Source organism: Amycolatopsis sp. NPDC023774 (assembly GCF_040639695.1).
In the GTDB taxonomy this organism is placed as follows: domain Bacteria; phylum Actinomycetota; class Actinomycetes; order Mycobacteriales; family Pseudonocardiaceae; genus Amycolatopsis.
The window spans coordinates 1-25,122 of record NZ_JBFAAJ010000029.1 but is presented as its reverse complement, the minus strand read 5'-3'; the positions used below and the strand labels follow the sequence as shown (position 1 = coordinate 25,122).

The 25,122-nt window shown below is 69.9% G+C and carries 28 protein-coding genes and 1 pseudogene; 16 read left to right on the top strand and 13 right to left on the bottom strand.

The features are described 5' to 3' along the window. Positions 1 to 567: 567 nt before the first annotated feature. From AB0F91_RS37515 to AB0F91_RS37490, 6 genes are all read right to left on the bottom strand, one after another. The gene (locus tag AB0F91_RS37515; RefSeq protein ID WP_360605569.1) at positions 568 to 933 is read right to left on the bottom strand and encodes a helix-turn-helix domain-containing protein; all 366 of its coding nucleotides are present in this window, start codon (positions 931 to 933) and stop codon (positions 568 to 570) included. Positions 934 to 1,224: 291 nt separating this feature from the next. Beyond that, positions 1,225 to 1,761 carry a hypothetical protein gene (locus AB0F91_RS37510; protein WP_360605567.1) on the bottom strand — a complete coding sequence of 179 codons (537 nt, stop codon included), beginning with the start codon at positions 1,759 to 1,761 and terminating at the stop codon, positions 1,225 to 1,227. A 117-nt stretch (positions 1,762 to 1,878) separates the two neighbouring features. Then, positions 1,879 to 2,130, bottom strand: coding sequence for a hypothetical protein (locus tag AB0F91_RS37505; protein WP_360605565.1), 252 nt, complete (start codon positions 2,128 to 2,130; stop codon positions 1,879 to 1,881). Next, positions 2,127 to 2,948 (bottom strand): nuclear transport factor 2 family protein, encoded by an 822-nt coding sequence (locus tag AB0F91_RS37500; protein ID WP_360605563.1) that lies wholly within the window; start codon positions 2,946 to 2,948, stop codon positions 2,127 to 2,129. The genes AB0F91_RS37505 and AB0F91_RS37500 overlap by 4 nt, the downstream gene beginning before the upstream one ends. Before the next feature lie 138 nt (positions 2,949 to 3,086). Further along, positions 3,087 to 3,494 carry a YkvA family protein gene (locus tag AB0F91_RS37495; RefSeq protein WP_360605561.1) on the bottom strand — a complete coding sequence of 136 codons (408 nt, stop codon included), beginning with the start codon at positions 3,492 to 3,494 and terminating at the stop codon, positions 3,087 to 3,089. A 63-nt stretch (positions 3,495 to 3,557) separates the two neighbouring features. Then, complete coding sequence (locus AB0F91_RS37490) at positions 3,558 to 4,985, bottom strand: helix-turn-helix domain-containing protein (protein ID WP_360605559.1); 1,428 nt, start codon at positions 4,983 to 4,985, stop codon at positions 3,558 to 3,560. 179 nt (positions 4,986 to 5,164) lie between these two features. Between AB0F91_RS37490 and AB0F91_RS37485 the strand changes: the two genes are divergently transcribed. The 8 genes from AB0F91_RS37485 (at position 5,165) to AB0F91_RS37450 (ending at position 10,113) form a co-directional block, all read left to right on the top strand. Beyond that, on the top strand, positions 5,165 to 6,190 hold the full coding sequence (locus tag AB0F91_RS37485) for an amidohydrolase family protein (protein WP_360605557.1): 1,026 nt from the start codon (positions 5,165 to 5,167) through the stop codon (positions 6,188 to 6,190). Then, complete coding sequence (locus tag AB0F91_RS37480; RefSeq protein ID WP_360605555.1) at positions 6,190 to 6,942, top strand: iron-sulfur cluster assembly protein; 753 nt, start codon at positions 6,190 to 6,192, stop codon at positions 6,940 to 6,942. The genes AB0F91_RS37485 and AB0F91_RS37480 overlap by 1 nt, the downstream gene beginning before the upstream one ends. Next, complete coding sequence (locus AB0F91_RS37475) at positions 6,939 to 7,964, top strand: NAD(P)-dependent alcohol dehydrogenase (RefSeq protein WP_360605553.1); 1,026 nt, start codon at positions 6,939 to 6,941, stop codon at positions 7,962 to 7,964. The genes AB0F91_RS37480 and AB0F91_RS37475 overlap by 4 nt, the downstream gene beginning before the upstream one ends. A 67-nt stretch (positions 7,965 to 8,031) precedes the next feature. After that, the gene (locus tag AB0F91_RS37470; protein ID WP_360605551.1) at positions 8,032 to 8,352 is read left to right on the top strand and encodes a putative quinol monooxygenase; all 321 of its coding nucleotides are present in this window, start codon (positions 8,032 to 8,034) and stop codon (positions 8,350 to 8,352) included. 361 nt (positions 8,353 to 8,713) lie between these two features. After that, positions 8,714 to 8,860, top strand: a complete 147-nt coding sequence (locus tag AB0F91_RS37465) for a hypothetical protein (protein ID WP_360605549.1) — start codon at positions 8,714 to 8,716, stop codon at positions 8,858 to 8,860. A 99-nt stretch (positions 8,861 to 8,959) separates the two neighbouring features. Further along, positions 8,960 to 9,259 carry a hypothetical protein gene (locus AB0F91_RS37460; protein WP_360605547.1) on the top strand — a complete coding sequence of 100 codons (300 nt, stop codon included), beginning with the start codon at positions 8,960 to 8,962 and terminating at the stop codon, positions 9,257 to 9,259. Between the two features lie 10 nt (positions 9,260 to 9,269). Beyond that, positions 9,270 to 9,452 (top strand): FAD-dependent oxidoreductase, encoded by a 183-nt coding sequence (locus AB0F91_RS37455; protein WP_360605545.1) that lies wholly within the window; start codon positions 9,270 to 9,272, stop codon positions 9,450 to 9,452. Positions 9,453 to 9,666: 214 nt separating this feature from the next. Beyond that, positions 9,667 to 10,113 carry a hypothetical protein gene (locus AB0F91_RS37450; RefSeq protein ID WP_360605543.1) on the top strand — a complete coding sequence of 149 codons (447 nt, stop codon included), beginning with the start codon at positions 9,667 to 9,669 and terminating at the stop codon, positions 10,111 to 10,113. A gap of 539 nt (positions 10,114 to 10,652) precedes the next feature. Here AB0F91_RS37450 and AB0F91_RS37445 read toward each other — a convergent pair. The 6 genes from AB0F91_RS37445 to AB0F91_RS37420 are packed head-to-tail and all read right to left on the bottom strand — an operon-like array spanning position 10,653 to position 14,611. After that, positions 10,653 to 11,201, bottom strand: coding sequence for a hypothetical protein (locus AB0F91_RS37445; RefSeq protein ID WP_360605541.1), 549 nt, complete (start codon positions 11,199 to 11,201; stop codon positions 10,653 to 10,655). Beyond that, positions 11,198 to 11,449 (bottom strand): hypothetical protein, encoded by a 252-nt coding sequence (locus tag AB0F91_RS37440; protein WP_360605539.1) that lies wholly within the window; start codon positions 11,447 to 11,449, stop codon positions 11,198 to 11,200. Before AB0F91_RS37440 ends, AB0F91_RS37445 begins: the two co-directional genes overlap by 4 nt. A 17-nt stretch (positions 11,450 to 11,466) precedes the next feature. Further along, a complete protein-coding gene (locus tag AB0F91_RS37435) occupies positions 11,467 to 12,606 on the bottom strand; it encodes a CoA transferase (RefSeq protein ID WP_360605537.1) in 1,140 nt (379 codons plus the stop codon). Further along, positions 12,599 to 13,417 (bottom strand): enoyl-CoA hydratase/isomerase family protein, encoded by an 819-nt coding sequence (locus AB0F91_RS37430; RefSeq protein WP_360605535.1) that lies wholly within the window; start codon positions 13,415 to 13,417, stop codon positions 12,599 to 12,601. Before AB0F91_RS37430 ends, AB0F91_RS37435 begins: the two co-directional genes overlap by 8 nt. A 31-nt stretch (positions 13,418 to 13,448) precedes the next feature. Next, complete coding sequence (locus AB0F91_RS37425) at positions 13,449 to 14,027, bottom strand: TetR family transcriptional regulator (RefSeq protein ID WP_360605533.1); 579 nt, start codon at positions 14,025 to 14,027, stop codon at positions 13,449 to 13,451. Beyond that, positions 14,024 to 14,611: a cytochrome P450 gene (locus AB0F91_RS37420; protein ID WP_360605531.1), complete on the bottom strand. Its 588-nt coding sequence runs from the start codon at positions 14,609 to 14,611 to the stop codon at positions 14,024 to 14,026. The genes AB0F91_RS37425 and AB0F91_RS37420 overlap by 4 nt, the downstream gene beginning before the upstream one ends. Before the next feature lie 818 nt (positions 14,612 to 15,429). Between AB0F91_RS37420 and AB0F91_RS37415 the strand changes: the two are divergent. The 5 genes and pseudogenes from AB0F91_RS37415 to AB0F91_RS37395 form a co-directional block, all read left to right on the top strand. Next, positions 15,430 to 16,109: pseudogene (locus AB0F91_RS37415) on the top strand (transposase family protein); the annotation flags it as partial. A gap of 318 nt (positions 16,110 to 16,427) precedes the next feature. Then, positions 16,428 to 16,733, top strand: a complete 306-nt coding sequence (locus AB0F91_RS37410; RefSeq protein ID WP_360605529.1) for a hypothetical protein — start codon at positions 16,428 to 16,430, stop codon at positions 16,731 to 16,733. Beyond that, positions 16,733 to 17,005 carry a recombinase family protein gene (locus tag AB0F91_RS37405; protein WP_360605527.1) on the top strand — a complete coding sequence of 91 codons (273 nt, stop codon included), beginning with the start codon at positions 16,733 to 16,735 and terminating at the stop codon, positions 17,003 to 17,005. The genes AB0F91_RS37410 and AB0F91_RS37405 overlap by 1 nt, the downstream gene beginning before the upstream one ends. Before the next feature lie 140 nt (positions 17,006 to 17,145). After that, positions 17,146 to 18,876 carry a TIGR03767 family metallophosphoesterase gene (locus AB0F91_RS37400; RefSeq protein WP_360605525.1) on the top strand — a complete coding sequence of 577 codons (1,731 nt, stop codon included), beginning with the start codon at positions 17,146 to 17,148 and terminating at the stop codon, positions 18,874 to 18,876. A gap of 1,752 nt (positions 18,877 to 20,628) precedes the next feature. Continuing rightward, the gene (locus AB0F91_RS37395) at positions 20,629 to 21,810 is read left to right on the top strand and encodes a cytochrome P450 (protein WP_360605523.1); all 1,182 of its coding nucleotides are present in this window, start codon (positions 20,629 to 20,631) and stop codon (positions 21,808 to 21,810) included. Between the two features lie 127 nt (positions 21,811 to 21,937). On the opposite strand, the gene AB0F91_RS37390 is transcribed toward AB0F91_RS37395, so the two are convergent. After that, a complete protein-coding gene (locus tag AB0F91_RS37390) occupies positions 21,938 to 22,225 on the bottom strand; it encodes a hypothetical protein (RefSeq protein ID WP_360605521.1) in 288 nt (95 codons plus the stop codon). Between the two features lie 157 nt (positions 22,226 to 22,382). Between AB0F91_RS37390 and AB0F91_RS37385 the strand changes: the two genes are divergently transcribed. From AB0F91_RS37385 to AB0F91_RS37375, 3 genes are all read left to right on the top strand, one after another. Beyond that, positions 22,383 to 22,610 (top strand): SDR family NAD(P)-dependent oxidoreductase, encoded by a 228-nt coding sequence (locus tag AB0F91_RS37385; protein WP_360605520.1) that lies wholly within the window; start codon positions 22,383 to 22,385, stop codon positions 22,608 to 22,610. 600 nt (positions 22,611 to 23,210) lie between these two features. After that, a complete protein-coding gene (locus AB0F91_RS37380) occupies positions 23,211 to 23,516 on the top strand; it encodes a hypothetical protein (RefSeq protein ID WP_360605518.1) in 306 nt (101 codons plus the stop codon). 766 nt (positions 23,517 to 24,282) lie between these two features. Further along, positions 24,283 to 25,122, top strand: an 840-nt coding sequence (locus AB0F91_RS37375; protein WP_360605516.1) for an FAD-dependent oxidoreductase, incomplete at its 3' end; no start/stop codon positions are given.

Here is a 25,122-nt window from a genome sequence, read left to right as displayed (position 1 = left end):
TGACCGTATCAACACATCGGGTCGAGTAATAGATCTTCCCTATCGAAGATCCTTTTGCTACGGCGGCGCGGGCCCGTCCGTATCCGTCGGCGCAGGACAGAAGCCGCGGATGGCCGTCACCGCCGCGCTGGCGTTCGCCTGGCTCGGGATGGTGCCCCGCCCGCGGGGCGCCGCCGAAGTTCCGCGCGCCCGGGGTCACGGTGCTGTTCGGCCCGGCGTCGGGCAGCTGGTGTTCGCGGCGGCCGGCCCGGTGTTGCGCACCTCGTCTGCGTCGGACTCGAGGTCGCCAAGGGTCGAGGGTTCGTCGTGGTCGGTCCAGCTCGTGCGCGCCGCGCAGAGCTCCGGCAAGCAGGGCGCAGAACGCCTCCACCAGCGCGTCGAGTCCGAACGGCCGGTCGGCACGCAACCAGTCGGCCGTCAGGCGTTCGGCGCCGTCGGCGAACGAACGCAGCGTCGCGGCCACGGCGGGCGGTCCGGGTCGAGGCAGAGAAGCCTGGCGAGCACCCGCAGGTTCCGGCCGCGGAGGTCGGCGAACGCCTCGTCGCGGTCCGCCGGCCGAGACCAGGTTCAACGCCCGGTCGGGGTGCGCGGAGACGAAGGAGACGAACCCGCGAAAGCGGGCCCGGATCCGGTCGGACACTGCCGTCGGCTGCTCGGCTTCCTCCGCTTCGCGCAGCTGCTCGTAGACCTCGGCCACGGCGGCGACGTACGCGCCCTGCTTGCCCTGGAAGTGGTGCGACACCAGCCGTGCGCGACGCCGGCGGTGCGGGCGATGTCGCCCACGGTCACCTCGGCGTACGGCCGCCGCGAGAACTCCGCCAACGCGGCTTCGAGCAGCTTCTGCCGGTCTGCTCGGCGGCGGCCTGGCGCGCGGTGCGCGGCGTCTCGGAGGTCACGGACCGGCACCGTACTGCCGGCGTCCGGCGGCGGCATTCGCGGTCATCGCGGGCCTGATGAAAAACGCGATTCCTTTTCGGAAAAGAATCGCGGCGAATGGCGTGGGTCAGGTTTCTGCGGCCGCGAGACCGCTCACGCACAAGCCGGCGGTGGCGAATCCGCTCACGACGTGACCGAGAATCCTGCGAAGGCGAACCATGGTCATTTTCCTCCCTGTCGATCCCGGTCGGCCCACCGGCCCCTCGTGATCGACGCTAACAGGAAACGCGGGCCACGCCCGCCCGAAAACGATCTTGCACGCTTTCGTGTCCTCGCCGTCTTTTTCGCTCACGCTCCGTCGCGGGCGAGTGCTTTCCCGGACGGGTTTCGCCGGAGGAGACCCCACGGTTTGAACACCGTCATCAAATAGGCGAACAGCAGCAGGCTCGGCGCCACGAACACCGGGTACAGCAGATCCGCCGGGCGCGCGGCGGTTTCGCCGGCCACCAGCGCCCGGCCGTAGTCGGCGGCCGCGTCGATCCCCGGCCGCAGCGCGACCAGGATGAGCACCGCCATCAGGACGTTCACCGCGAGTTTCGCGGCCACCCACCAGTACCGGACCAGGCCGTACTTGCTGCCCAGGCCGAGCACGAAGCCGGTGGCGAGCGTGAGCACGCTCGCGGTGAACATCGGCCACACGGCGAAGAACTGCAGCGCCTGCAACCAGGTCGCGGTCACGGCCGGGTCGTCGGTCAGCAGGGCCGTGCACGCGAGGATCCCCAGCGCGAGGTCGAGACCGAACCACGCCGCCCCGGACACGAGGTGCCCGACGAGGTACCACTTTTGGGTGCGTGCGCCGAGCCGCCACCCGTGTCCGGTCGCCATGCCGCCGCCTCCGTCGATGGCCCGAGCTGTGCGTCCATCGTCGGGGGAAGGCGGGCGGGCGTCGTCCGTCGAGCTGCGGTACTTCGACGTACTACTGCGTGCGTACGGGGGTGATGGTCACCGGCCCGGGAGGCGGACCGTGATCTCCTGCAGCAGCCAGCCGTTGCCGTCCGGCTCGGGGAAGGCGGCGAACGAGCCGTAGCTCTGGTGCTCGGGCGCGTGGCCGGGCACACGCCCGGTGGTGCCGGCGTGGTGGAACACGCCGCCGGCGTCGTGGAAGACCTCGCTCACGTCGGCGTCGAGCCCGATCAGCCTCGACGGTCCGGCCTCGCGGCGCGGCCCCGAAGGAACTGACCGCGGTGCGCTCACGCGGCCGGCGCCTCGATGTCGTCGTACACGCGGACCGCGCTCAGCAACCCGTCGAGGCCGCGGTCGAACACGCACACCCCGGCCTGCGGCGGCATGTCGTGCGAGCCCCAGCCGACACAGTTGTACTCGAGGACACAGCGCACGCCGTCGTCGGTGACCACGCAGGGTTCCAGGTGGACACCGCCGGCGGCGAACGTCGCCGTGAAGAACTCGCGCAGCTCGTCGGGACCGGTGTGCTGCGTGTGCGTGCCGACGGGCTCGCGAAGGTAGCCGGTGGGTGAGAAGGTGCCCACGATCGCGTCGGCGTCGCCGGCCGCCAGCGCCGCGAGGTAGTGCCCGACGACGTCGCCGAGCGGGGTGTCGGCGGACGCGAGGATCGGCGGCCGCAGGTGCCGGTGCCCGTCGACCGGCCACTGGCTGCAGTAGGTCCGGAAGACGACGGACCGCTCGTTGGCCGACTCGGCGACCACGGCCACCGGCCAGGCCACCTCCTGCCCGTCGCCGCCGAGCCACGCCAGCAGCTCGACCACAGCCCGCCCGCCGGCGCGCGTGGTCGCGATCCTCTCGGCGCGAGCGTGCTGCTCACCCAGCCAGACCTGGTTGACGTGGACGAACTGCCGGAGCTCCTTGCGGCCGCGGATCTCCCCCGCCCGGGGGTCGAACACCACGACCTCGCCGGGCCAGGCCGTCTCGAGGGTGCGCGCGTCGCCGTCGTTCAGCGCCCCGAAGAACTGCCCGACGGGATCCTCGTGCCCCTGGACGCGAGTCTGCTTGCGCGCCAGCTCGGCGGCGTTGACGAAGTCCGGGAACCACGGCATCTCGACCCACGCTCCTTCTTCCGAGCGGACACCCGGACCCCACCCTGCCGTGTCGGACGCCGCGGCGACAGTCCCGAAGGGCTGACTTCACCCGGTGTATAACGCCCTGCACGGCGCGGCAAGGGCCCGCACCCTCGGTCAGAGGCCGGTCAACCGCGTCAGACCGGCGAACCCGTCTTCCGTGCCGGGCCAGTGGGCCCGGACGGCGTCGATCCCGGCGCGGCGCACGACACTGCGCAACACGAGGGTGACGACGATGGCGTCGTCCGCGTAGCCGAGCACCGGGATGAAGTCCGGGATCAGGTCGATCGGCAGCGCGAGGTAGACCAGCAGCAGGCCCAGCCGCACCCGCACGCCGCGGGGGAGGTCCCGGTCGGCGGCCAGGCGGCGGATCAGCCGCAGGACGTCGGGAAGCAGGCGGAGTGCCTCGCGCAGCAGGTCGCCGCGAGGGCGGGCCGCGACGAGCACGGCCACGAGAGCGAGCCACAGCAGCAGCAGCCCGCCGGCGAGCCCAAGCACCAGGTCCCACCAGAACGAGCCGGTCACCGGCTCGGGCCGGGGTCGTCGGAGCCGCGGTCAACCATCACGGCCCGATGTTACGGAAGCCGGTCAGGGCCGCAGCTGCCGGTTCTTGATCCCGTACTGCGCCATCTTCCGGTAGATCGTCGCGCGGCCCATGCCGAGCTCGGCGGCCGCCCGGACGACGGTGGCGCCCGGCTGGGCGAGGCAGCGGACGATCTCGTCGCGTTCCATCGCCTGCAGGCGGCTGAGTCGGTGGCCCGTGGTGGTGAACACCTCCGGTGGCAGGTGGTGTGTGTCGACGGTGTCGGCGCGGGCGGCGGCCTCGGCGACGACGCGCCGGAGCTGCTTGGCGTTCTCGGGCCAGTCGTGGGTCGCCAGGGCGCGGGCGGCGGCCGGGGTGAAGGAGACGGCGCGACCGCGCGCGCGGTGGGCGAAGTGGCGGGCCAGCGGGAGGATGTCGTCGGGCCGCAGGCGCAGGGGCGGGAGCTCGACGACGGTGTCCACGAAGGACGCCAGTGGCTTCGGGATGGCCGCGGAATCCGTTGCGGTCAGGACGAAACCGCTCGTGTGGCCGGTGAAGCGCGCGGCCAGCTCGCCGGCGGCCCAGGCGGGCAGGGCGTCGACGCCGGAGACGATCACGCACGTGTCGGCCTTGCCGACCTCCGGGGCCCACATCGCGAGCCACGCGTCCACGTCGTCGGGCGCGGGCGGTCGCGCGTTGAGCACCCGCTCGCGCGGGTGCAGCTCGCGCCGGGCCAGGGCGGCCAGCGCCGTCTTGCCGACGCCCGGCTCACCGACCACGACGGCAGCGCGGCCGCGGCCCATCGTGTCCATCGCCTCCAGCAGCGCGTGCTGCCACGCGGCGGAGAGCTCCGGCGGGTCGATGCGGTCGGCGTACACGCGGAAGACCTCGCCACGCGGTGCGGGGCGCGGGCGGCGGCCCGAGGCGCGCGCGAGCATCAGCGAGGTGGTGTGCCCGGCGGCCGTCTGCGCCAGCGCGAGCAGCAGACCCGACGACTGCTCGGACCACGTCGTGAGGTTCACGCTGCCCGCCAGCGCGCCCGTGATCGGGTCGAGCACGGGCACCGCGGCGCAGGTGTAGCCGCGCAGGCTGGTGCAGTAGTGCTCACCCGCTCGGACGAGCGACGGGGCGCGGTCGGCGAGAGCGAGGGCGAGGCCGTTGGTGCCGGCGTTGCTCTCCGCGTAGGAGAACCCGGGCGCGAGGTGCACCCGATCCAGCGACCGGGTGATGCCCGGGTCCCCGCACAGGCGGCTGAGCACCAGGCCTTCGCTGTCGGTGAGCATCAGGCTGATGGGTTCGTTGGCCAGCGTCGCGTGCAACCCCCGCAGGACCTCGTTGCCGCATTCGAACAGCAGGGAGCCCGTGTCGACCGTGGCCGTGAACACGGGTTTCACCTCGTCGTCGGGCACCCCATAGCGCGCGCTGCGCTGCCACGACGCCCGCAGCCTCGGCGTGGTGTCGCCGCGGGGCTCAAGCCCGTCACCGCGTGTCATGCCACCTCCCGGAAGACGCCACACCGCGTCTGGCTCGGCCAGGCTAGAAGCCACAGCGTAACCGCAGCAGCACCCCTGATGTCTCAAATCGAGACAGCATGGGCCACCTCCAGCCACGATGATCGCCCTAAGTTCCGGTCTTGACGTGCCGATGTGGTCACGAATGCGGAGGAAAGCCCATGTACAGCAAGGACGGCGAGAAGTACTTCATCCTCGACGCGCACATCGCGCTCTGGGACGCCCGGCCGGAGAACCAGCGCAACATCCACGGCAAACAGTTCATCGACTGCTTCTACGACTACCACCGCAACCTCAGCCCCGAGTCCGAGGTGTGGCCGTACGAGGACTACCTCTACTACGGTGGCGAGAAGCTGATGAAGGACTTGTTCACGGACGGCTACGTCGACCACGCCATCTTCCAGCCCGCGGCCCTGCCTGCCTTCTACAACAACAACTTCGGGCAGGCCGACGAGGCGTTCGCGCTGACGCAGAAGCACCCGGACAAGCTCACCTACAACCACTGCTGGGACCCGCGCTTCGGCGAGGACGGTCTCAAGCAGCTGCGTGAGGACGCCAAGCGCTTCAACCTCAAGGGGGCCAAGCTCTACACGGCCGAGTGGTTCGGTGACTCGCGCGGCTGGAAGCTCGACGACAAGTGGAGCTACCGCTACCTGGAGGCCGCGCAGGAGCTGGGGATCAAGAACATCCACATCCACAAGGGCCCGACCATCCGGCCGCTGGACCGCGACGCCTTCGACGTCGCCGACGTGGACAAGGTCGCCACCGACTTCACCGACCTCAACTTCGTGATCGAGCACTGCGGCCTGCCGCGGCTCGAGGACTTCTGCTGGATCGCCACGCAGGAGCCCAACGTGCACGCCGGCCTCGCCGTCGCGATGCCGTTCATCCACACGCGACCGCGCTACTTCGCGCAGATCATCGGCGAGCTGCTGTATTGGCTCGACGAGAACCGCATCCAGTTCTCCAGCGACTACGCGATCTGGACGCCGAAGTGGCTCGTCGAGAAGTTCGTGGACTTCCAGATCCCCGAGGACATGACGGAGTACGCGCCGCTCACGACGGAGATCAAGAAGAAGATCCTCGGCCTCAACGCCGCGGCCATGTACGACATCCCGGTGCCCGAGGAGCTGCAGGTGAAGAATCCGCCCGCGGACGCGAAACCCGAAGCGGCGGCGGTTGCCTGATGCCCGATCTCGAACAGCTGGCGCGCAGTGCGCTCGACTCGGTCTACGACCCGGAGCTCGACGAACCCATCACCGATCTGGGGTTCGTGCGTTCCGTGGCCGCGACCGAGGCGGAGCTCACCGTGCACCTGCGGCTGCCGACCTCGTTCTGCTCGCCCAACTTCGCGTACCTGATGGCTTCGGACGCGAAGGACGTGCTCACAGCCCTGCCGGGCGAGCGGCGTGTGGTCGTGCAGCTCGACGACCACCACGACTCCGAGCTGATCAACCGCGGTCTCGCCGCCGACGCCGGATACCTCGGCACGTTCGGCTCCGAGGCCGAGAAGGACCTCGACGAGCTGCGGCTCACCTTCCGCCGCAAGGCCCACTCGGCCGCCATGGAGCGGGCGCTCACGGGCCTGCTGCGTGCGGACAAGGACCTGAAGGAAGAGGATTTGCACGACGTGACGCTCGGCGACCTGCCCGCGGGCCGCACGACCGACGCGCTGCTGCGGCGGCGGACGGCGCTCGGGCTGAGCGTCGAACCGGGTGAACCGGTGCTCGTCGACGAGCACGGCGAGCCCTATCCGCGCGAGGAGGTGCCGCTGCGGTTGCGGTTCGCCCGGTCGATCCGGATCTCGATCGACGGCAACGCGCACTTCTGCCGCGGCCTGCTCCGCACGCGTTACCCCGGGTCGGAGACCGACCAGACGACCCGGCCGCACGACCCGTCCGTTTCGGCTGTCGCCGGTGAGGAGGCACGAGCTTCGTGAAGGCTGTTCAGGTTGTCGGGTACGGCGAGAAGCTGCGCATGACCGACGTTCCCGAACCCGAGGTGACCGGGCCGCACGACGTGCTCGTGCGCATCGGCGGGGCGGGTGTGTGCCGCACCGACCTCCACATCCTCGAGGGGCAGTGGGCGGAGAAATCCGGTGTCACCCTGCCTTACACGATCGGGCACGAGAACGCGGGCTGGGTGCAGGCCGTGGGCTCCGCGGTCACGAACGTGGCCGAGGGCGACAAGGTGATCGTGCATCCGCTGATCACGTGCGGGCTGTGCCCCGCGTGCCGGCGCGGCGACGACGTGCACTGCGAGAACAGCCAGTTCCCCGGCATCGACACCGCCGGCGGCTACGCGCAGGTGCTCAAGACGTCGGCGCGCAGCGTGGTCAAGCTCGACGACTCGCTGGAGCCCGCGGACGTCGCGGCGCTGGCCGACGCCGGCCTCACCGCGTACCACGCGGCGGCCAAGGCGTCGCGTCGCCTTCACCCGGGCGACAAGTGTGTGGTGATCGGCGCGGGCGGGCTCGGGCACATCGGCATCCAGGTGCTCAAGGCGATGACCGCGGCCGAGCTGATCGTGGTCGACCGCAATGCCGACGCCGTGAAGCTGGCCGAGTCGATCGGCGCGGACCACGGCGTGGTCGCCGACGGCGGCCACGTGGCGGCCGTGCAGGAGCTGACGGGCGGCCACGGCGCGGAGGTTGTGATCGACTTCGTCGGCGAGGGCGGCGCGACGCGCGACGGCGTGGCGATGCTGCGGCGTGCGGGCGACTACCACGTGGTGGGCTACGGCGAGAACATCAACATCCCGACGATCGACGTGATCTCCACGGAGATCAACTTCATCGGGAACCTCGTCGGCTCCTACACCGACCTGTGCGAGCTGATGGTGCTGGCCGCGCAGGACAAGGTGAAGCTGCACACCACGAAGTACTCGCTCGACAACTTCCAGCAGGCCCTCGACGACCTCGACGGCGGCCGCATCCGCGGGCGGGCGATCCTGGTCCCGTGAGCGCGGCCGTCCACAGCGGACGCGCATGCGGCGGCGCTAGGCTGCTGAGGGCACGAAGGAGGAACAGATGATCTTCATCACCGTGAAGTGGCAGATCAAGCCGGAGTACGCGGACCGGTGGCCGGAGCTCTCGCGGGAGTTCACCGAGGCCACGCGAGCCGAACCGGGTAACAAGTGGTTCGACTGGTCCCGCAGCCTCGACGACCCGAACGAGTACGTCCTCGTGGAGGCCTTCGCCGACGACGCGGCCGCGGCGCACGTCAACGCGGACCACTTCAAGAAGGCGCAGGCCGACTTCCCGCAGTACCTGCAGAAGACCCCGGACATCATCAACACCACCCTCGACCAGGACACCTGGTCGGAGCTGGGCGAGATGAAGGTCGGCTGAGGCACCCCGACACGACGGCGGCGGCGCATCCCTGGGCGGGTGCGCCGCCGTTTTCGGCTGCCGCGCCCTCTCGCTCGGTGAAGGAGTGTCCGTGCGGTCGAGCCGATCCGCCGGGACGCGTCCGGCCGCCTGACCGGTCGGCTCGTGGACAACGCGCGGCGCCTCGCCGAGCACCTGCTGCTCCCGGCAGGCCTGGCACAGCGGGTCGAGCGTGTCGGGGCTAGGCAGGACGGGTGCTCGACACTTCTCCGATCGTGGCACCGCTCGTGGTCCGATCCACAAAGGATCAAGTCGCGTGCGCGGTAGACACTGGCACACCCGGCACGGCCGGCGTCACCCACGAACGCACCCGCCCGCCAGCTTGGCCACACCGGCAACCACAACCGCGGGCACACCGCGCTCGCAGGCCAACCACCCACCAGCCGCGTTCCTGACCGCGCCGGACGTCTGGCTCGGCGTGCAGATCCAGGTCGTCGCGCGCTCCGCGCGCGGGGCCGCCAAAGGATGAAGTCGTCGAGGCGTTCACCACGATCGTCGGGCTCACCGCGGGCGGATGCGGCAGACTCGGAACGCACCTGCTGCAGCAGGGCGGGCGGGAGGAGAAGGCATGAAGGTCGTCATCGGTGCGGAGCGTCGGCCGGCGCTGGTCGACGCCGAGGAGCTGACGTCGCTGTCGGTCGAACGAGCCGAGGGAGTCACCGAAGCCGACGTCGACGCGGCGTTGCGCGGGGCCGGGGCCGGCACCGCGGCCGAAGGGCACGCGTGGCTGTCGGTGGCGTGGCTGCGGGGCGAAGGACCCGGTGCCGATCCACAGTGGACGGAAGCCTTCGGGAAGATGATCGCCTACGCTGCGGGCAAGGGCTGGACCGATCCGCAGCAGGAGTCGGTGCGGGCCCACCTGTCGTGAGAAGAACGGCGTGAAGGGGAATCGGAGGCCGGACGCGATCGTGGTCGGCAGCGGTGTCAACGGCCCGGCCGCGGCGGCTGAGCTCGCCGGCGCCGGCTGGCCGGTGACCCTCGTGGAGCGCAACGACCGGATCGGCGGCTGTCGTACTTCACGATCCCGCGGTAGGTCGACCTCGTGGACGCGCTGCCGCTGACAGAGAACGGCAAGGTGCGCAAGGCCGTTCTGCGCTCGCGGGGAGTGAGCGACGGGACATGGGATCGGGAGGCGGTGGGCTACCGGCTCCGGCGGTGAACCGCGCGCGTCTCGTACGCAGGTATGAGACGGCGGCCGAGGTTCGTCCGCGCGGTCGATCTTCGCCGGCGCCGGTTCCGGGAGTCTCGACGCATCGGTACACGAAGGAGATCCCGATGCTGAAGACGGACTTCATCCCCGAGGCACAGCGGCTTCCGGAGGGCCGGATCCCCGGGCTGCCCGCGTGGTACTTCGTGCTCGTAGGGCTGCTCGCGGCGAGCGGGGACCTCACCGTGCAGTTTCAGGACCGGTACCCGTGGGTGGCGCTGCTGCCGCTCGTCGTGGTCGCGATCCACCTGGTGCTGTGGTCCACGATGCTCGCCCGGCGACGGCGGCTGCTGCGGGCGGTGTGGCGCCGCAAGCAGGCGCTGGGCCTGGTGGCGACGCTGTTCGTGGCGCGGCTGCTCGTGCAGCTCGGCCTGACTCGGCTGACCGACAGCGTCGCGCTCCTGCACAGCTACACCCACCTGATCCTCGGCCTGGTGATGCTCGTGGTGACGACCGTGGGGGCGTGGTTCGACCAGTGGCTGGTGCTGCGCGTGGTGAACGAGGACCGCGCGTGAGCCGTCAGCGGCGGCGCTTCGCGTCCCGGAGCACGCGCTGGGCCGGGAGCCGGCCGGACGTCGCGCTGGTGCCGGCGCCCGGCCAGGTCGCCGCGCCGGTGAGGTAGAACCCGTTGACCGCCGTGCGGTGGCCGTGGCGGCCCCAGCCGCGCGGGGGACCAGGAAATTCTGCGGCAGGTGGTGGCTGCCGGCGATGCTCCCCGGCGCCGCCGAGGTTCGGGTTGGCGGCTTCAACGTCCGGGGTGTGCGCGCCGCGTACTTCGCGATCCGGGCCGACGCGCCGGAGGCGTAGCGTTCGAGCTTCGCGAGCACGCGTTCGGCCATCGGCTCGGCTGCTTCGGACCGGATCGTCGCGCGGATCGTGCCGGCCGCGTCGCCGCGGATGACCGAGGGCACAAAATGGACCTGCAGCCACGTGACGTCCTTGCCGGCGGGGCGCGCGTCGGGTCGACGGCCGTGGTCTGACCGGCGACCAGCAGCGGGTCGGCGGGCAGGCGGCCGGCCCGGGCTTCGGTGTGGGTCTTGGCGAGGTCGTCGACTCAAGGTCCGGCGTGGACCTGACCGAACTCGGCGACGTCTTCGCCGGCGGCCCACGCGAGCGGGCCGCCGAGGGCGAGGTGGGGCATCAGCGTGGCGGGGCCGCAGCGGAAGTACTCCGCCTTGCGCCGCGGGTCTTCGGGGACGTCGGCGAGCAGCTTCCCGTACAACGCTCGTGGTCCCACGTCGCCAAGACCGCGCGGCGCGCCCGCGGCCGGGTGCCGTCCGCGCTCCGGCGGCGCGCGGACGTTCCCGCACGGTATCCCGTCGACCTCGAGTCCTGTGTGGACTTCGCCGCCGTACTCGAGCACCGGCGCGGCCGGCGCGTCCGGGAGCCGCTGCGCTCCGCCTTCGACGACGGACATGCCGTTGTCCATGTCGGCGACCAGCTCCGGCAGCGGGAACATCCCCCCGCTCACGTCCGGGGCGAAGTCGAGGTGCACGCCCCAGCACGCGGCCATCGCGTGGCCTTCGCGCGTCTCGAACCGGGTTTCGCCGAGCTCGCGGGTGCCCGTCAGGAGCGTGCGGGCCAGGTCGAGCGCACCGCTCACCCCTTGCTTCCGACCAGCCGCGCGACCTCGCGGGCGGCGGCTTTCGAGGGCGGCGGCTTTCGAGGTCGGCGCCGAGCCGTGGAGCGCAGGCTCCGGCCGGCGGGGGAGACGTCGGAGTACAGCCGGTGCGGGATCCGGAACCTCAGGCCGAGCCGGGGGAGGTCGGCGCCGAAGTCGGCGTGGGCGGCGGAACCGAGGAACAGGTTCTGGTTCGTCGAGTACGGGTCCTGCTCGAACCCCGGCAGCATCACCTCCCCTCCGGGTGCTAGCGGCCGAAGACCTCCGCGTTGTGCTCCCCGACAGACGGCGCCGGGCTCGGGTCGAGGCGCGCGCCGTCGACCACGACCGGTGACTTCGGCGCCAGGTGCGGGCCGACGCCGGGCTGGTCGAGTGGCGCGAAGAGGTCCTGCTCCGCCAGCTCGGGGTCGCGGCCGACCTCGGCGAAGGTGCGGTAGCGCTGCCACAGGATGCGGTGGGCGTCGAGGACCTTGGCGGCGTCGGCGAACGGCGTGGCGGCGAACCAGCGCGCCAGCAGCGCCGAGATCAGGTCGCGGTGTTCGAAGCGGGCGGCTTCGCCGGAAAAGTCGATCGCGAGGGAGTCGCCGAGAGCGGCGAACGCGGCGGTCAGACCCGTGGCGGCCAGCAGTTTTTTCCAATGGCGTTCGGTCAGGACGACCACCACGACCGCGACGCCGTCGGCTGTGGTGAAGTCGCGGCCGTAGGTGCCGTGGATGTCGTTGCCGGACTTGGCGCGTTCGTGGTCGGTGACCTGGGCTTCGGCGAGGTAACCGAGGTTGCCCGCGGTGGCGAGGGCGACGTCCTCCAGCGCGACGCGCAACGACGCGCCCCGGCCGGTTCGAAGCCGGCGGCGCTCGGCGGCGAGCAGGCCCGTGGTGAGGTACAGACCGGCGGCGAGGTCCCACGCGGGCAGGACGTGGTTGACCGGCCCGGGCACGTCGGCCGGGCCGGTGACGAGCGGGAACCCGGTGGCCGCCTGGACGGTGTAGTCCACGGCCGCGCCACCGTCGGAGCGGCCGTCCAGCAGCACGTGGATCACGTCAGGACGCCGGGCGGACAGCGCCGAGTGCGTGAGCTCGGGATGCCGGTCGGTGTTGGTGACCACGACACACGGTCCACCGTGGACGATCAGGTCGGCCACCCGCTGTCGGTCCACTTCGGACGCCAGGTCCACCGAGATCGCGCGTTTGCCTTTGTTGAGCCCGCTCCAGTACAGGCTCGTGCCCGAGTCGGCGAGTGGCCAGCGCGTGCGGTCGGGCGCGCCGCCCAACGGTTCGACGCGGACGACGTCGGCGCCCAGCTGGGCGAGGGTCAGGCCACACAGGGGAGTGGCGACGTAGCTGGAGATCTCGACCACCCGCAGCCCGTCGAGCAGTGCCTCAGGCATCGGCACCGCCCCGGCCGGTGAAGTCCGGCTTGCGGCGTTCCCGGTGCGACGCCAGGCCCTCGCGCACTTCCGGCCCGGCGAATCCGTAGAACTCCAGCGCCAGCGAAGAGTCGAAGATCGCGCCGGCGATCTGGCGATACCACGCGTTGAGGCTCTGCTTCGTCCACCGGATCGCGTTCGGCGCGCCGAGCGCCAGCTCCCGGACAAGCTCACGCGCGGTCGGCAGCAGCTCCGCCTCTTCGTCCACACACAGCGAAACGAGGCCGATCCGCTCGGCCTCCTCACCGGTCATCGGCCGGCAGGTCATCAGGTAGTACTTGGCTTTCGCCATCCCGCACAGCAGCGGCCAGCAGATCGCCGCGTGGTCCCCGGCCGCGACGCCGAGGCGCGTGTGGCCGTCGACGATCTTCGCCGTCTTCGCGACCACCGACACGTCGGCGAGCACCCCCGCCACCAGTCCGGCGCCGACGGCCGGGCCGTGGATCGCCGAGACGATCGGTTTCGAGCAGTCGATGATGTTGTAGACGAGGTCCCGCGCCTCCCGCATGGTGCGCGAGCGAGCCTCGAAATCGGTGGTCAGCTTCTCGACGAGGTCGAACGACCCGCCGGCGGAGAACCCCTTGCCCTCGCCGCGCAGCAGCACGGCGTTCACCGCGGGGTCGCGGTCGAACTCGCGCCAGATCTCGGCCAGGTCGCCGTGCGCGGCCTCGCTCACGGCGTTGAGGTTCGGTCCCTCCAGCACCAGCTCGACCACGCCGTCCTCGTCCGGCCCGTCGACCCTCAGGTGCTCGAAACGCGCATACCGGCTCATGCGGCTCCCTCCGCTCGTGGGTGATCAAAGCTCAGTCTGCACCGCCGGCGCCCAGGAGTTCGGCCACGAGGGCAGCGGTCGCGCGCAGCACGGCCTCGCGGTGGCGCTTGAGGCGGGCGGCCGGGTCGTGGCCGGCGGGGGAGCGGATCGCCGGCGGGGCGAGGTTCCACGACTGCGCCAGCGCGAGGATGAGCATGAGGACGTCGATGCCCTGCTCCTCGTCGAGGCCGTGCCCGGTGGAGATCTCTGCGGCCTTGTCGACGTGGGCGCGCACCTCCGTGGCGGACGCTTCGGGGCGCTCCAGCGCCTTCCACTGCATGAGCCGCATCACCGTCGGCTCGGCGACGAGGTAGTCGAACAGCGCGCCGACGTAGCCGGGCAGGTCGTGCGGTGTGAAGGGGACCAGGTCGGCGAGCACGCCGAGCCGCGCGTCGAGGACGGCGTCGAACAGGGCGTTCTTCGAGCCGTAGTACGCGTAGATGGCCTGCTTGTTGGCCGCGGCCGCGGCCGCGATGCGATCGACCCGGGCCCCGGCGAGGCCGCGCTCGACGAACTCGTCATGCGCCGCCTCCAGCAGGCGGGCGCGGGTCGCGTCCGAGTCGTAGGTCATGGGGCCATCCTAATAAACCAACTGGATGGTTGACAATCTGCCCGCCGTAGGGTCGGCACCCGCTGGCTCAGGGCGGCCAGTGCGGTGGTCAGTTCCAGGCGGGCGATCCGCCGGCCGACGCACTGGTGGGGCCCGTGCCCGAAGCCCAGGTGGCCGCTGGTCCGCCGTTCGATGTCCAGACGCTCCGGCTCGGGGAAGCGCTCCGGGTCGTGGTTGGCGGCCTGGACGGCAACGATCACGTACTCGCCGGCGGCGATCGGCTGGCCGGCGATCTCGGTGTCGCCGCTGAATAGGGTCTCGGCGACGCGCTGGCACCTGCCGTGGTCGGAGTAGGGCACGCCGAGCAGCTCGGCGGTTACGGACGCGGTCAGCGGCTTGGAGAACTGCTCGTGCAGGTCGATCGGCACGGCCTCGCCGGCGAGGCCGTGCAGCAGCTCGTCAGCGGTGCGCCGCACCATCGGCCGGAACTCCTCGCTCCGGCGCACGGTGGTGATCGCCGGCGCGAACACCTGCCGGAAGCGGACGCGCTCGGGCCCGTCCCTCTTCGAGAAGTCACCTTCCTCGACGGGTGCGTCGGCTGGCATGTTGGCGAGTAGGTGGCCGGCCCTGGCCGGAGCGGTTGCAGAAGTGCCGCGGGTCGCCCAGCACCTCGCGAGCGTAGGCGTACCGGGTGCCCACCCAGGCCTCAATGCCGGTCGGGCAGGTGACCCGGGCCACTGAGGTCTGTGTGGCGCAGCTCCGCCAGCTCGGGGGCTGGCCCGAACGGACAGACGTCCTCACGCGGCACGGGCAAGGGCCGGGAGCTAATCGTCGAAGACAAAGCGACTCCTTATGCGGAAAAAGTCACTACTTCGATTCAACGCGATTCACCTGCGAGCAAGATCCGCGACAAGTCGCAGTCGGGTCTGCGTCATCAAGTGCACTCGCTGAGTACGGACGGGCTGTTTATGCGCAGACACCACCCACGTGACCGTCGGCCGGCAACATCGTCGTTGGCGCGGCGCCTGCGGAAGCATTTGGGTCAGCTGGTACACGGTGAACGTAGGCCCAGCGTGAGGTTCCTCGCGTAGCGGCACTCCGTTGCGGCGGTACTCACGACTGATCGTGGACGGCCCGCGCCCCCGCTCGGCCACGATCAGCCTGATCCCGGCTCTCGTTCCTTCTTGTGCATTTGCTGGCCCGAAAACCTACGCGGACTCCCGATTATTCTGCGAGGTTGGCTCACCGCCGCTTGTGGTGCCAGACGAAGTTCCCAAGCTCGAAGGTAGATCAGTTTCGCCGGGGGAAGCTGCGTTCATCGAGGTGTGTGAACGGCGCCATCGTAATTGGCTTTTTCGAACCACTAAGGGATGTCTCGTAACCCGGTGTGGGGTTGGTCTGCGGGGTAGTTGATCATGGTGTGGTGCAGGTGATCTCGGCGTCGCGGTCGGAGTGGATTGCCCCGTTCACGGGGTTGGAACCGGGTCAGTTTCGTAAGCTGGTGCGGATCGTGGCCACGTACTGGCGGACGAACCTGACGATGCGCCAGATCGGGCCGCTGTTCGGGGTGTCGCATTCCGCGGCGCACCGCGGGAAGCGACACGATCGGTCCACTGCTGGCGCTGGCCCCGGTCCGCAAGTGGCGGATCGACTCGGTTGCGATCGTGGATGGCACCTTGGTGCCGACGCGGGATCACCGGCTGGCGGCACCGTCGAAGAACTACCGGTACTCAGGCGTTCGTGCAGATCGCGATCGACGCTGACACCCGGCTGGTGATCGCCACCGGCGACGCACATCCCGGCAACCGCAACGACTGCACCGTCTACCGCGACTCCGGCATCGAACAGGAACTGGCAGGGCGCCCGGTGATGGCCGACGGCGGCTACCAAGGCAACCAGGCCGTGATCATGCCCTACCGCCAACCTCGCGACGGCCGCGATCTGCTGCACTGGCAGGAAGACCTCAACGCCGGCCACCGCAAAATCCGTGCCCGCGTCGAACACGCGCTGGCGCGGACGAAGTGCTGGAAAATCCTGCGCGACTACCGCCGCGCCGCCCGCACACTCAACGACACCGTGTCCGGCATCGCCCACCTGCACTCCTCACCGACTGACCCGCAACACCAACCCACCAACCACAAGATCAGTTACGAGACATCCCTAGGGACCTTCCCTGTTCATTCTGGAGCCGGATGACGGTCTGATCGAGTGGCTCAGGGTCTTCGCCTGGATCCTTTACCGGCAAGCTGCGCGGGTTAGCCAGGATGCTGTTGTACGGGTTGAGCTCACACGTGAGCTCAACCCGTACGCCGCCGGCCTTGACCGCGTGGCGAAGTTCGCGACGTCGGGTGACTTCGTGGCCCGGGCCGCGCTGGAGGAGTTGTCCCAAGGCCGACGTTCCGCGGGTGCGGGTCGGGCCGCGTGGCGCCGGTCGGCGGGCGCTACGGCACGGGTACCCGGCGGTGTCGGTCTGCGCGAACTCGGGACCGACGAGGCATCCTGAGTCTGTGGTCGCGCTGGCTGATCGGAACCGGGATCGTCGTGCTGCCGGGTGCTTTCGGGCTGGCGGTCGGTGTCGCTCTCACGGCACTGTTGCTCGGCTCGGCGGTGGTCATCGCTCGCATCATCCAGGTATCCCTGAGCCTCTTGTTCGGTAGCGACGAGGTGAACCGAGTGGACGTCGCGACGGCGAGCCTGGTCGGCTTCGGGGTCGCACGCATCGCGTGATGCCTTACCAGCGCATCGACACCTCCACCGCAGTCGGGCGGATGTTCTTCCATATCCTCGGCTCAATCGCCGAGTTCGAGCACGCCCTGATGTCCGAACGCACCGTCGACGGTCTGGCCGCCGCCCGCGCAGGCGGCCGCACCGTCGGGCAGAAGCCGAAGCTCGGATCCCGCCAGGTGCAGCCGGCCCGGCAGATGCACGACGAGCGCGGCGACGACGGCAAACGCCGCTGCACCCTCGGCGAGATCCTCGCCGAGTTCGGCGTCACCTGACCCACCATGTACCGGCACCTTGGCAAATCCCTCGACCCCGCCAGCCATACCGCCATGATCAATGTGAGTTTCAGGTGCTGTTCACCGCAGGGCCACCCCCCTCCGGCAGCTTGGGTTGAGATGGCCTGGAGGAGGTGAAGATGGCGCGGCTGACGAGGCGGACGTTCACCGCGGCGGGGGCAGCCGGCGTGGGGTTGCTGTTGTGCACGCCGACAGCCAACGCGCTCGACAGGGCTTTGAAGCGCACTGGCGCGCGCACCGTCCGCACCGCGGGCACCACGCTCGAACAGGTCGCCACGGCCCTCACTCCCGGCACCGCCACCTACAGCCGGCTCACCGGCGGCCCCGGCTGGCCGCTCGTGGTCCGCGGTGACCTCGCGGAGCCGAAACCCGGCCGCGACGATCGCCGCCGCGCGGTCAGTGCCTTCGTGCAGTTCACCGACCTGCACGTGACCGACACGGAATCCCCGGTGCGGTTCGAGTACCTGCACCCGTTCAACGCCGCGGCCTTCCGGCCGCACGAAACGCTCGGTACCGTCGCGACCAGCGCGCTCGTGCGTCGGGTCAACACGCTCAAGCGGGGACCGTTCACCGCCCGGCCGTTCGACTTCCTCGTGACCACCGGCGACAACACCGACAACCACGAGCTGATCGAGCTCGACTGGTTCCTGACCAGCCTCAACGGCGGCACCGTGAGCCCGAACTCGGGGGATCCGAAGCGGTACGAGGGCGTGCAGAACTCCGGCAGCGCCGCGTTCTGGAACCCGTCGGCCCGGCTCGACGACCCCTACACGTTGAAGGGTTTTCCCCAGCTTTCGGGCCTGCTTGACGCGGCGATCGCGCCGTTCCGCGCCCCTGGGCTGGACGTGCCGTGGTTCTGCACGTTCGGCAACCACGACGACAGCATCTCCGGCCTCCTGCCGGAGGACACCGCCGGAATCGAGAGCTTCTACACCGGCCGGGACAAGGTGACCGGCGTGTCCGACAGCACCGCGAAGAAGATCGTCACGGGGATCGGCAACCGCACCACCGTGTCGATGGCCGAGATGCTGAGCGCTCCCGGCACGATTCTGCGCGAAGTCACTCCCGACGCGCGCCGCCGGCCCTTCTCCACCGCGGAGTTCGTGCGGGCCCACCTCGATACCCGCAACACCGGTCCCGGCCCGGCAGGCCACGGGTTCACCGACCACAACGCCGATGGCCGCGACGTGTACTACACCTTCCGCATCGCACCCGGTATCACCGGTGTCAGCCTCGACACGACCACGCTCGGCGGGTTCGTCGACGGCTCGATCGGGCTCCGGCAGTACAACTGGCTCGAGGCGTTGCTCGCACGCAACTCGTCGACGTACTACGACTTCTTCGGCCGCAGAATCACCCACGACGTCACCGACGAGCTGTTCGTACTCTTCAGCCACCACACGAGCGACACCATGGGCAACCCCGCACCCGACTCGCGCCACCCCCTGGAGCCGCGGCTCGACGGCGACGCGTTCGTAGCGCTGCTCAACCGCTTCCCGAACGTGCTCGCCTGGGTCAACGGGCACACGCACCGCAACAAGATCACGCCGCATCCCGGTGACACGCCGGCGCAGGGTTTTTGGGAGATCAACACCGCCTCCCACGTCGACTTCCCGCAGCACGCGCGCGTGCTCGAGTTGGTGGACAACAGTGACGGCACGCTGTCGATCTTCACCACGCTCATCGAAGCCGACGCGCCGTACGCTGTGGACTATTCAGCGCGGAACCCCCAAGCGCTTGCCGCTCTCTACCGCGAGCTGTCCTACAACGACATCCACGTCGACCTGAACCGCGTCGGCTCGGTCGGCGACCACAACACGGAGCTGCTGCTCACCAACCCCCTCGGTTGATCACTCCGGAGGTCGTCGACGCACCACAGCCGGCTGCAGCCGACTGCTAGGCACGGCCGATCCCGAGGGCACGCAACTGCTCCGCCGGACCATGCCCTTCGGCGAACGGCGCGGCATCGAGGTCCCCTCGGATGGCAAGGAGTCTTCCGTAGCCGGCTCACCAACGGGGGAGTCGCTGTGCACGCTCGGCGACGTCCTGCACGGCGGTCCGCAATGTCGTTCGCCGTCGCGACCGGGGCGGTGTGCGGGTACCTCGACCTGCCAGGCGGTGCCCACGGGACCTGAAGTAGGAGACCGATTTCCTCCCGCGGCAGTTCTCGGGTGGCCGCGTGTGGTGGTGCTCGCATCGTCCGACGACCAGTACGCGGTTAACCCTGCGCACGCCGTCGGTGAGCACCACCGGCGAATGGCGTATTCCGGTCCGGGCACAGCCCCTCCGCGTCCGCCGCCCCACCGCCCGTGGCGGCGGCGCCGCCGGCCGGTGCTCGACCGGCAGGGCCACCGCACGCCGGTGGGCGCGACGTATCCGTGTCGGACCGTGGCCCGAGTCGCTGCCATGCCCCCCCGTCGGGCGTGTCCACCTAGGGCCACCGCCAGCCGACTCAGGATCATCCGCCGATGCGGCAGTCCCCCCGGCTTCGGCGCTGCGCCGACCCATCAGGAACCACAGCAGCGGGCCGAGGCACGGAGCGCAGAACGCGAACACGACCCAGACCAGTCTCATGCCACCCGTCAGCGGGCTACTCAGAATGCTGACGAGCGCAACCACGAAAAAAACCAGCGGGACCAGGAGCAACGCCCTGATTCCCACAGCCGTGGCGATGTGCGCACCCTCGTTCGCGGCCAGTGCGGTGGAAAAGTTCATCGGTACCTTCCTCGAATTCTCCTTGGTCCGCGGTAGCCTTCTTCGCGCAGTCACTACTGGACCAAGACAAGGTCGGACACTCCTGTATCGGTCGCGTGGACGCGGTCCAGCCAAGGGGGACCGCGGCCGTGGCGCAGTACCCCCGCATCTGCGGTCCGGCGTCCCCAGGGCGAGTGATCGTGGCCGGGAGATACCCAGCCGTCCGGAGCCTCAAGCGGTTGACGATCTACGAGGCTCGGGCGGGGACCGGGTGGCCGACTCGATTGGTCACCCGGCACCGGAAGCCAAGGAGCCGGGCGCAACTGGTCGGTGAACCGGCGTGAGCACGCCCTCGTCACCCGCGTCGTAGACGAACGTGCCGATGCGCGGGCGCCCTCTGCCGGCCTGACATGCACCCCCACAGTCGGTGGCCTGGACCTGTGTCCGGGCGACAAGGTGGTGCTTACCGGCTCAATGCGCTGAGATCATCGCCCAGACGGCCTCCGGGACTGTCCGGGTCACCGCAGCGTCAGCAAACAGACCCGGATCGTCGCGGCCGCCGATCCGGACTCATAGCGGTGCGGAAGCCATCGTCGTGACAGGCCGCCATCCACTGCTGCTGTGGGTGCCCTGGCGGTAAGCGGGTCTGTTCGGAGTGAAGCTGACCTGCGGATCTTCGAGCGGCGATGGCCGCTCCGCAGAACTCGCACAACTGACCAGACCCGGCCTGATGCCGAAAACGGGGGCAAACGGCCGTACTCGGGCGGTACCTCTCAATCGCCAGGGCTGAGCTGCCCGATATCACCTTCGCCTGCTGTCTGACCGGGCCACTGCGGCTCCGCGGTCGCTGATCAGGTGGGTCACGGGCTTACGGTGGGCGAATGCGGGTGGTCGTGGATGGTGAAGCGATGCAGGATGCGCACGGCTTCATGGCCAAGTTGCGCGCGTCAGCGCCGGTGTGTCCGGCTTCGGAGGCGCGCCAGGCGGCGGCTGTCCTCGTCACCCGTTACGAGGACGTGCGCGCTCTCGTCGGTGACGGCCGCGTCCGCCACGACGTCCGGTCGAAGGCCGAGCAGGAGGCCGCGGCCGAGCAGCGTGAGCTCACGCCGCGCGAAGAGTTGATGCACCGGGCGCTGGGCATCAGCATGATCTACCGCGACCCGCCCGACCACACGCGGCTGCGCAGGCTGATCAACCGGGCCTTCACCCCGCGAGCGGTCGAACGACTCCGCCCGCGGCTGTCGACGGTGATCGACGAGCTGATCTCCGCGTTCACCCCGGGTCGGTCGGTGGACCTGGTGGCCGAGTTCGCCGTGCCGCTGACCACCTTCGCGATCTGCGAGCTGCTCGGGATCCCGCAGGACGAACGCGCCGCGTTCTGGGGCTGGTCGCAGGAGATCAACGACGCCGAACTCGGCGACGGGTACTACGAAGCGCTCGCCGACGCCGTCGCATACCTGACCGCCCTGATCGAACGCAAGCGGGCCAACCCCGGGACGGACCTGCTCTCCGAACTCATCGCCGTGTCCGATGAGGACGGTGACCGGCTGAGCGCGGACGAGCTGGTCGCCACGTCGCTGCTGCTGTTGATCGCAGGACACGACACGTCGGTGCACCTGATCGCCAACGCGGTGCTGTGCCTGCTGACCTCGCCCGACCAGCTCGCTGCGTTGCGCGCCGATCCTTCGCTGGTGGACAACGTCGTCGAAGAGGTGCTGCGGTACGAGTCCCCGGTGAACATCCTGCCGCCGCGGTTCGCGGGCTCGGCGATCGAGCTGGCAGGCGGGACCATTCCGGAGGGCGAGATGGTGCTGCTGTCGGTGCTGTCGGCCAACCGCGACGAATCGGTGTTCCCGGACCCGGACCGGTTCGACATCACGCGGTCGGCCGCCGGGCACCTGGCCTTCGGACACGGCATCCACTACTGCCCGGGTGCGCCCCTGGCCCGGATGGAGGGCCGGCTCGCCATCGCCGCCTTGGTGACGCGGTTTCCGCACCTGCGGCTCGCCGTCCCGCGAGACGAGGTCCGGTGGCGCGACAGCACGTTGATGCACGGCCCGGAGAGCCTGCCCGTCCAGACCGGTGAGTGATGGCTCCGGTGTGAGTTCAGCAAAGTGCCGAGCGGCCCGGGGCCATACCCTGGCGCCGCCCTTTGCTTCGCGACGCGGCACTTCGACCGGCTGGTCGGACGCGGAGCAGACCCGACGAGTGGGGCGGTCACGATTCGCTGCCCCCCGCACCGTCCTCGAGGGTGGCCCGGGCGCGGGCAGCGTCGTGAAGGCGGGCGGCAACTGCTCCCGGCGTGGCCGTGGAGCCCTCGTTGACGACGAGGTGCAGCACATGGAGCATGACGCCGAGCCACGCCGCCTGCTCAGCTGCCGGCGGCAGGTCGAAGCTGGTTCCGGCCGCTTTGTGGCGTTGCTCTGCCCGGCTGATGCGCTGCGCCATGGTCGCCTCGGGCACGCGGAGCGAGCTCGCCAGCGGTAGCCACACCGCGAAGCCCATGTTGACGGCGCGCTGGGCGGTGGCGCCCAGGACGTTTCCGCCGAGGTCCTGGTCGGAGATCGTGGCTGGCCGTTCAATGCCGCACCGCAGGAGCGACTGTCAGGTCAGGCGCCGCGCCGCCGCCGGGCTCGGGATGCGCACGGTCAACCCTCGGTTCATGACGCAGCCGCGGGGCTTCTGGGAAGTCTCGGTAGAGGGATTCCGCCAGGTGGCCGAGACGAATCTGACCGGCTACTTCCTCGTTGTGCGCGCGGTCACGCCGTGGATGCCGGCGGCGGGCGGCGGGCGGATCGTGAACATCGCGGTGAGCGAGGCGATCATGCGCCGGGCGGAGTTCGGCCCTACGGCCTTTCGCGCGCGGGCAGCGAGTCACTGTCGCGGGTGATGGCGGCCGACCTGCGCGGCACCGGCGTCGCGGCGAACCTCCTGCTGCCGGGTGGGGCGGCCGTCACCGGGATGCTGCCGGACACGCCTACCGGCCACACCTTCCTCGAGCCGGGGTGATGGGGCCGCCCATCGTGTGGCTGGCCTCCGCCGAGGCGCCGGGCTGCACGACGAGCGCGTCGTCGCCGACGGGTTCGAGCAGTCTGCGAGATCGCGTCAGGCGCGGAACACCTCCGGAGCGAACGAGAAGGCCAGGTACTCCCGGCCCGCCTCCGTGAGATCTCCGAGGTGACCCATGCCGAGGTGCGGGTGGATACCCGGCGGGCGGGAGAGCTACCAGCGCCCTGCGGCGTGGTGGCCACGCGCGGATGTCGAGGCGGCGTGCCAGACCCCGAGAGGTCGCATCTGCTTGCGCCGGCCCACGTGAGCGAGGGCTACCGGCGGCTGTGCCGGGTGATCTCCCACGCCCCGCTCGCACCGGGCGGGAAGAAGAGACCTTCCCGCCTACGACTTCGACCAGTGGAAGAGCTGCGCGCCACGTGTTGGGCCCATCAGCTGCCGCAAGGGCCTCCTGCGCCAGGCCCTGACCGGGGACGAAGGTGTGGCCGCGGCGGCAACCGAGCTGCAGAAGCTGGTCGCCTGGTTCGGCCGGGACCAAGTGGCGGTCGAGCTGATCGACCACGCCAGCCGCAGGACGCGGGTGTACAACGACCTGCTCGCCGACATGGCCGCCGAGCTGCGGCTGCCGACCGTGGCGTCGAACAGCGCCGCGATGGTGCCGGCAGTGCGGGCGCACGAGCTGGAGGGGTGGCCGCCGGCCGACGGGATGGCGTTACTGCGTGACGGCGCCGAACACGATCGAACCGTGGCGCGGACCGTCGTGGCGGAGACTCCCACACGCCCATAGAAGAGCCCACGATCGATGACCTGGGAAGCGTCGACCTGGGCTCCGGGGAACGCATCCCCACGGTAGAGGAAGTTCTCGACGTCACAATTCCTTCAAGGTCGCTCCGCGCATGACCGCTGCGTGATCGGACGGGGGATCCCGCCAAGGGGAGGAAGGGTGATGTCGGTCTTTCGCAATTTTGAACGGTGAGTGAACTGACCGTTCGGCGCCGCCTTGATCCGGCCAGAAACCACTCAGATCCGGACAGCGCGGAAGTCGATATTCCAGGACGCCCACATGCGCTCGAGATTCGAGATGCTCGCCATGGTGTGGCCCACTGATCGATCCATCGATGACGGATTCGGCCTTCGCGTCCCGCAAGTCCGCCCAAACGCCCTCCGGCTCCACCAGGTCCCGGACCGCCGGTCGCGTCACGCTCACCGGTTCTTGGCGTCGGCGGCAGAACTCAGTGGCCGGCCTCGTGGCTCGCCTGAACGGAGCCTGTCCGCAGTAGTGGGCTTCGCGTGCTCACGGGCACGGAAAGTGCCCATTGAGTCCAGTGACGATGATCATAACCGGCACCTCCGCTGCAATCGGTCCAATCTTGTTACTTTGGTTATTGCCAATGCGGTCCGCCCTTCGGGGATGAGCTTTTGGCCCGATTCGTCATTCTCTGTACTCTGGCTCCGTCGCCACGTGGCTTGGGTGACCTTTGGTCAAATGGTCTCCGGACTTGTCGAGCTGACTCGGGCTTCACATTATTCACACTCTCAATAGGACGTATGTCATGACTTTCAGAGATTTGTCTTTGCCTCCGGTCCTGCCGGAGGATGTTGCCGCACTGGTGGCCGGGGTGGCGGGTTCGGTTCTGCTGCCGGGCGATGCGGGATATGACGAGGAACGCGCCGTCTTCAACCTGAATCACGAGCTGGTGCCGGCGGTGATCGTGGTGGCGCAGGGTGTGGCCGATGTCCAGGCCGCGGTCGCGTTCGCGGCGGACCGGCACCGGCCGGTCCTGGTGAAGACCACCGGCCACCAGATGGTCGGCACGGCGCACGGTGCCGTGGTGATCGCGACCCACCGGATGAACGACGTGGCCATCGACGCGGTCGGCCAAACGGCCCGCGTCGGCGCCGGAGCGATCTGGTCGGAGGTCGTCGCGGAGGCGGCCAAGGAGGGGCTGGCTCCGCTGAACGGGTCGAATCCCACGGTGGGAGTCTCGGGGTACACCTTGGGCGGTGGTCTCAGCCCGACCCTCGGCCGCTCCCACGGCTACGCCGCCGACCATGTGCACTCGCTCGAGGTGGTGACCGCGGACGGCGAACTCCGGCACGTCGACGCGGAGTCCGAGCCCGAACTGTTCTGGGCGTTGCGGGGCGGCAAGGGCAACTTCGCAGTGGTGACCGCGCTGGAATTCGCCTTGTTCCCGGTGGCCCGCCTCTACGGTGGCGGCATCTACTTCCCCGGTGAGCGGATGGCCGACGTGTTGCGAGCCTGGACGGCCTGGCACCCGGGCACCCCGGAGACGATGGTTTCGTCGTTCGCCGTGCTGCGGCTGCCACCGCTGCCCGAACTGCCCGAACCGCTGCGCGGGGTGTTCTCGGTGACTTTGCGGTTCGCCTACAAC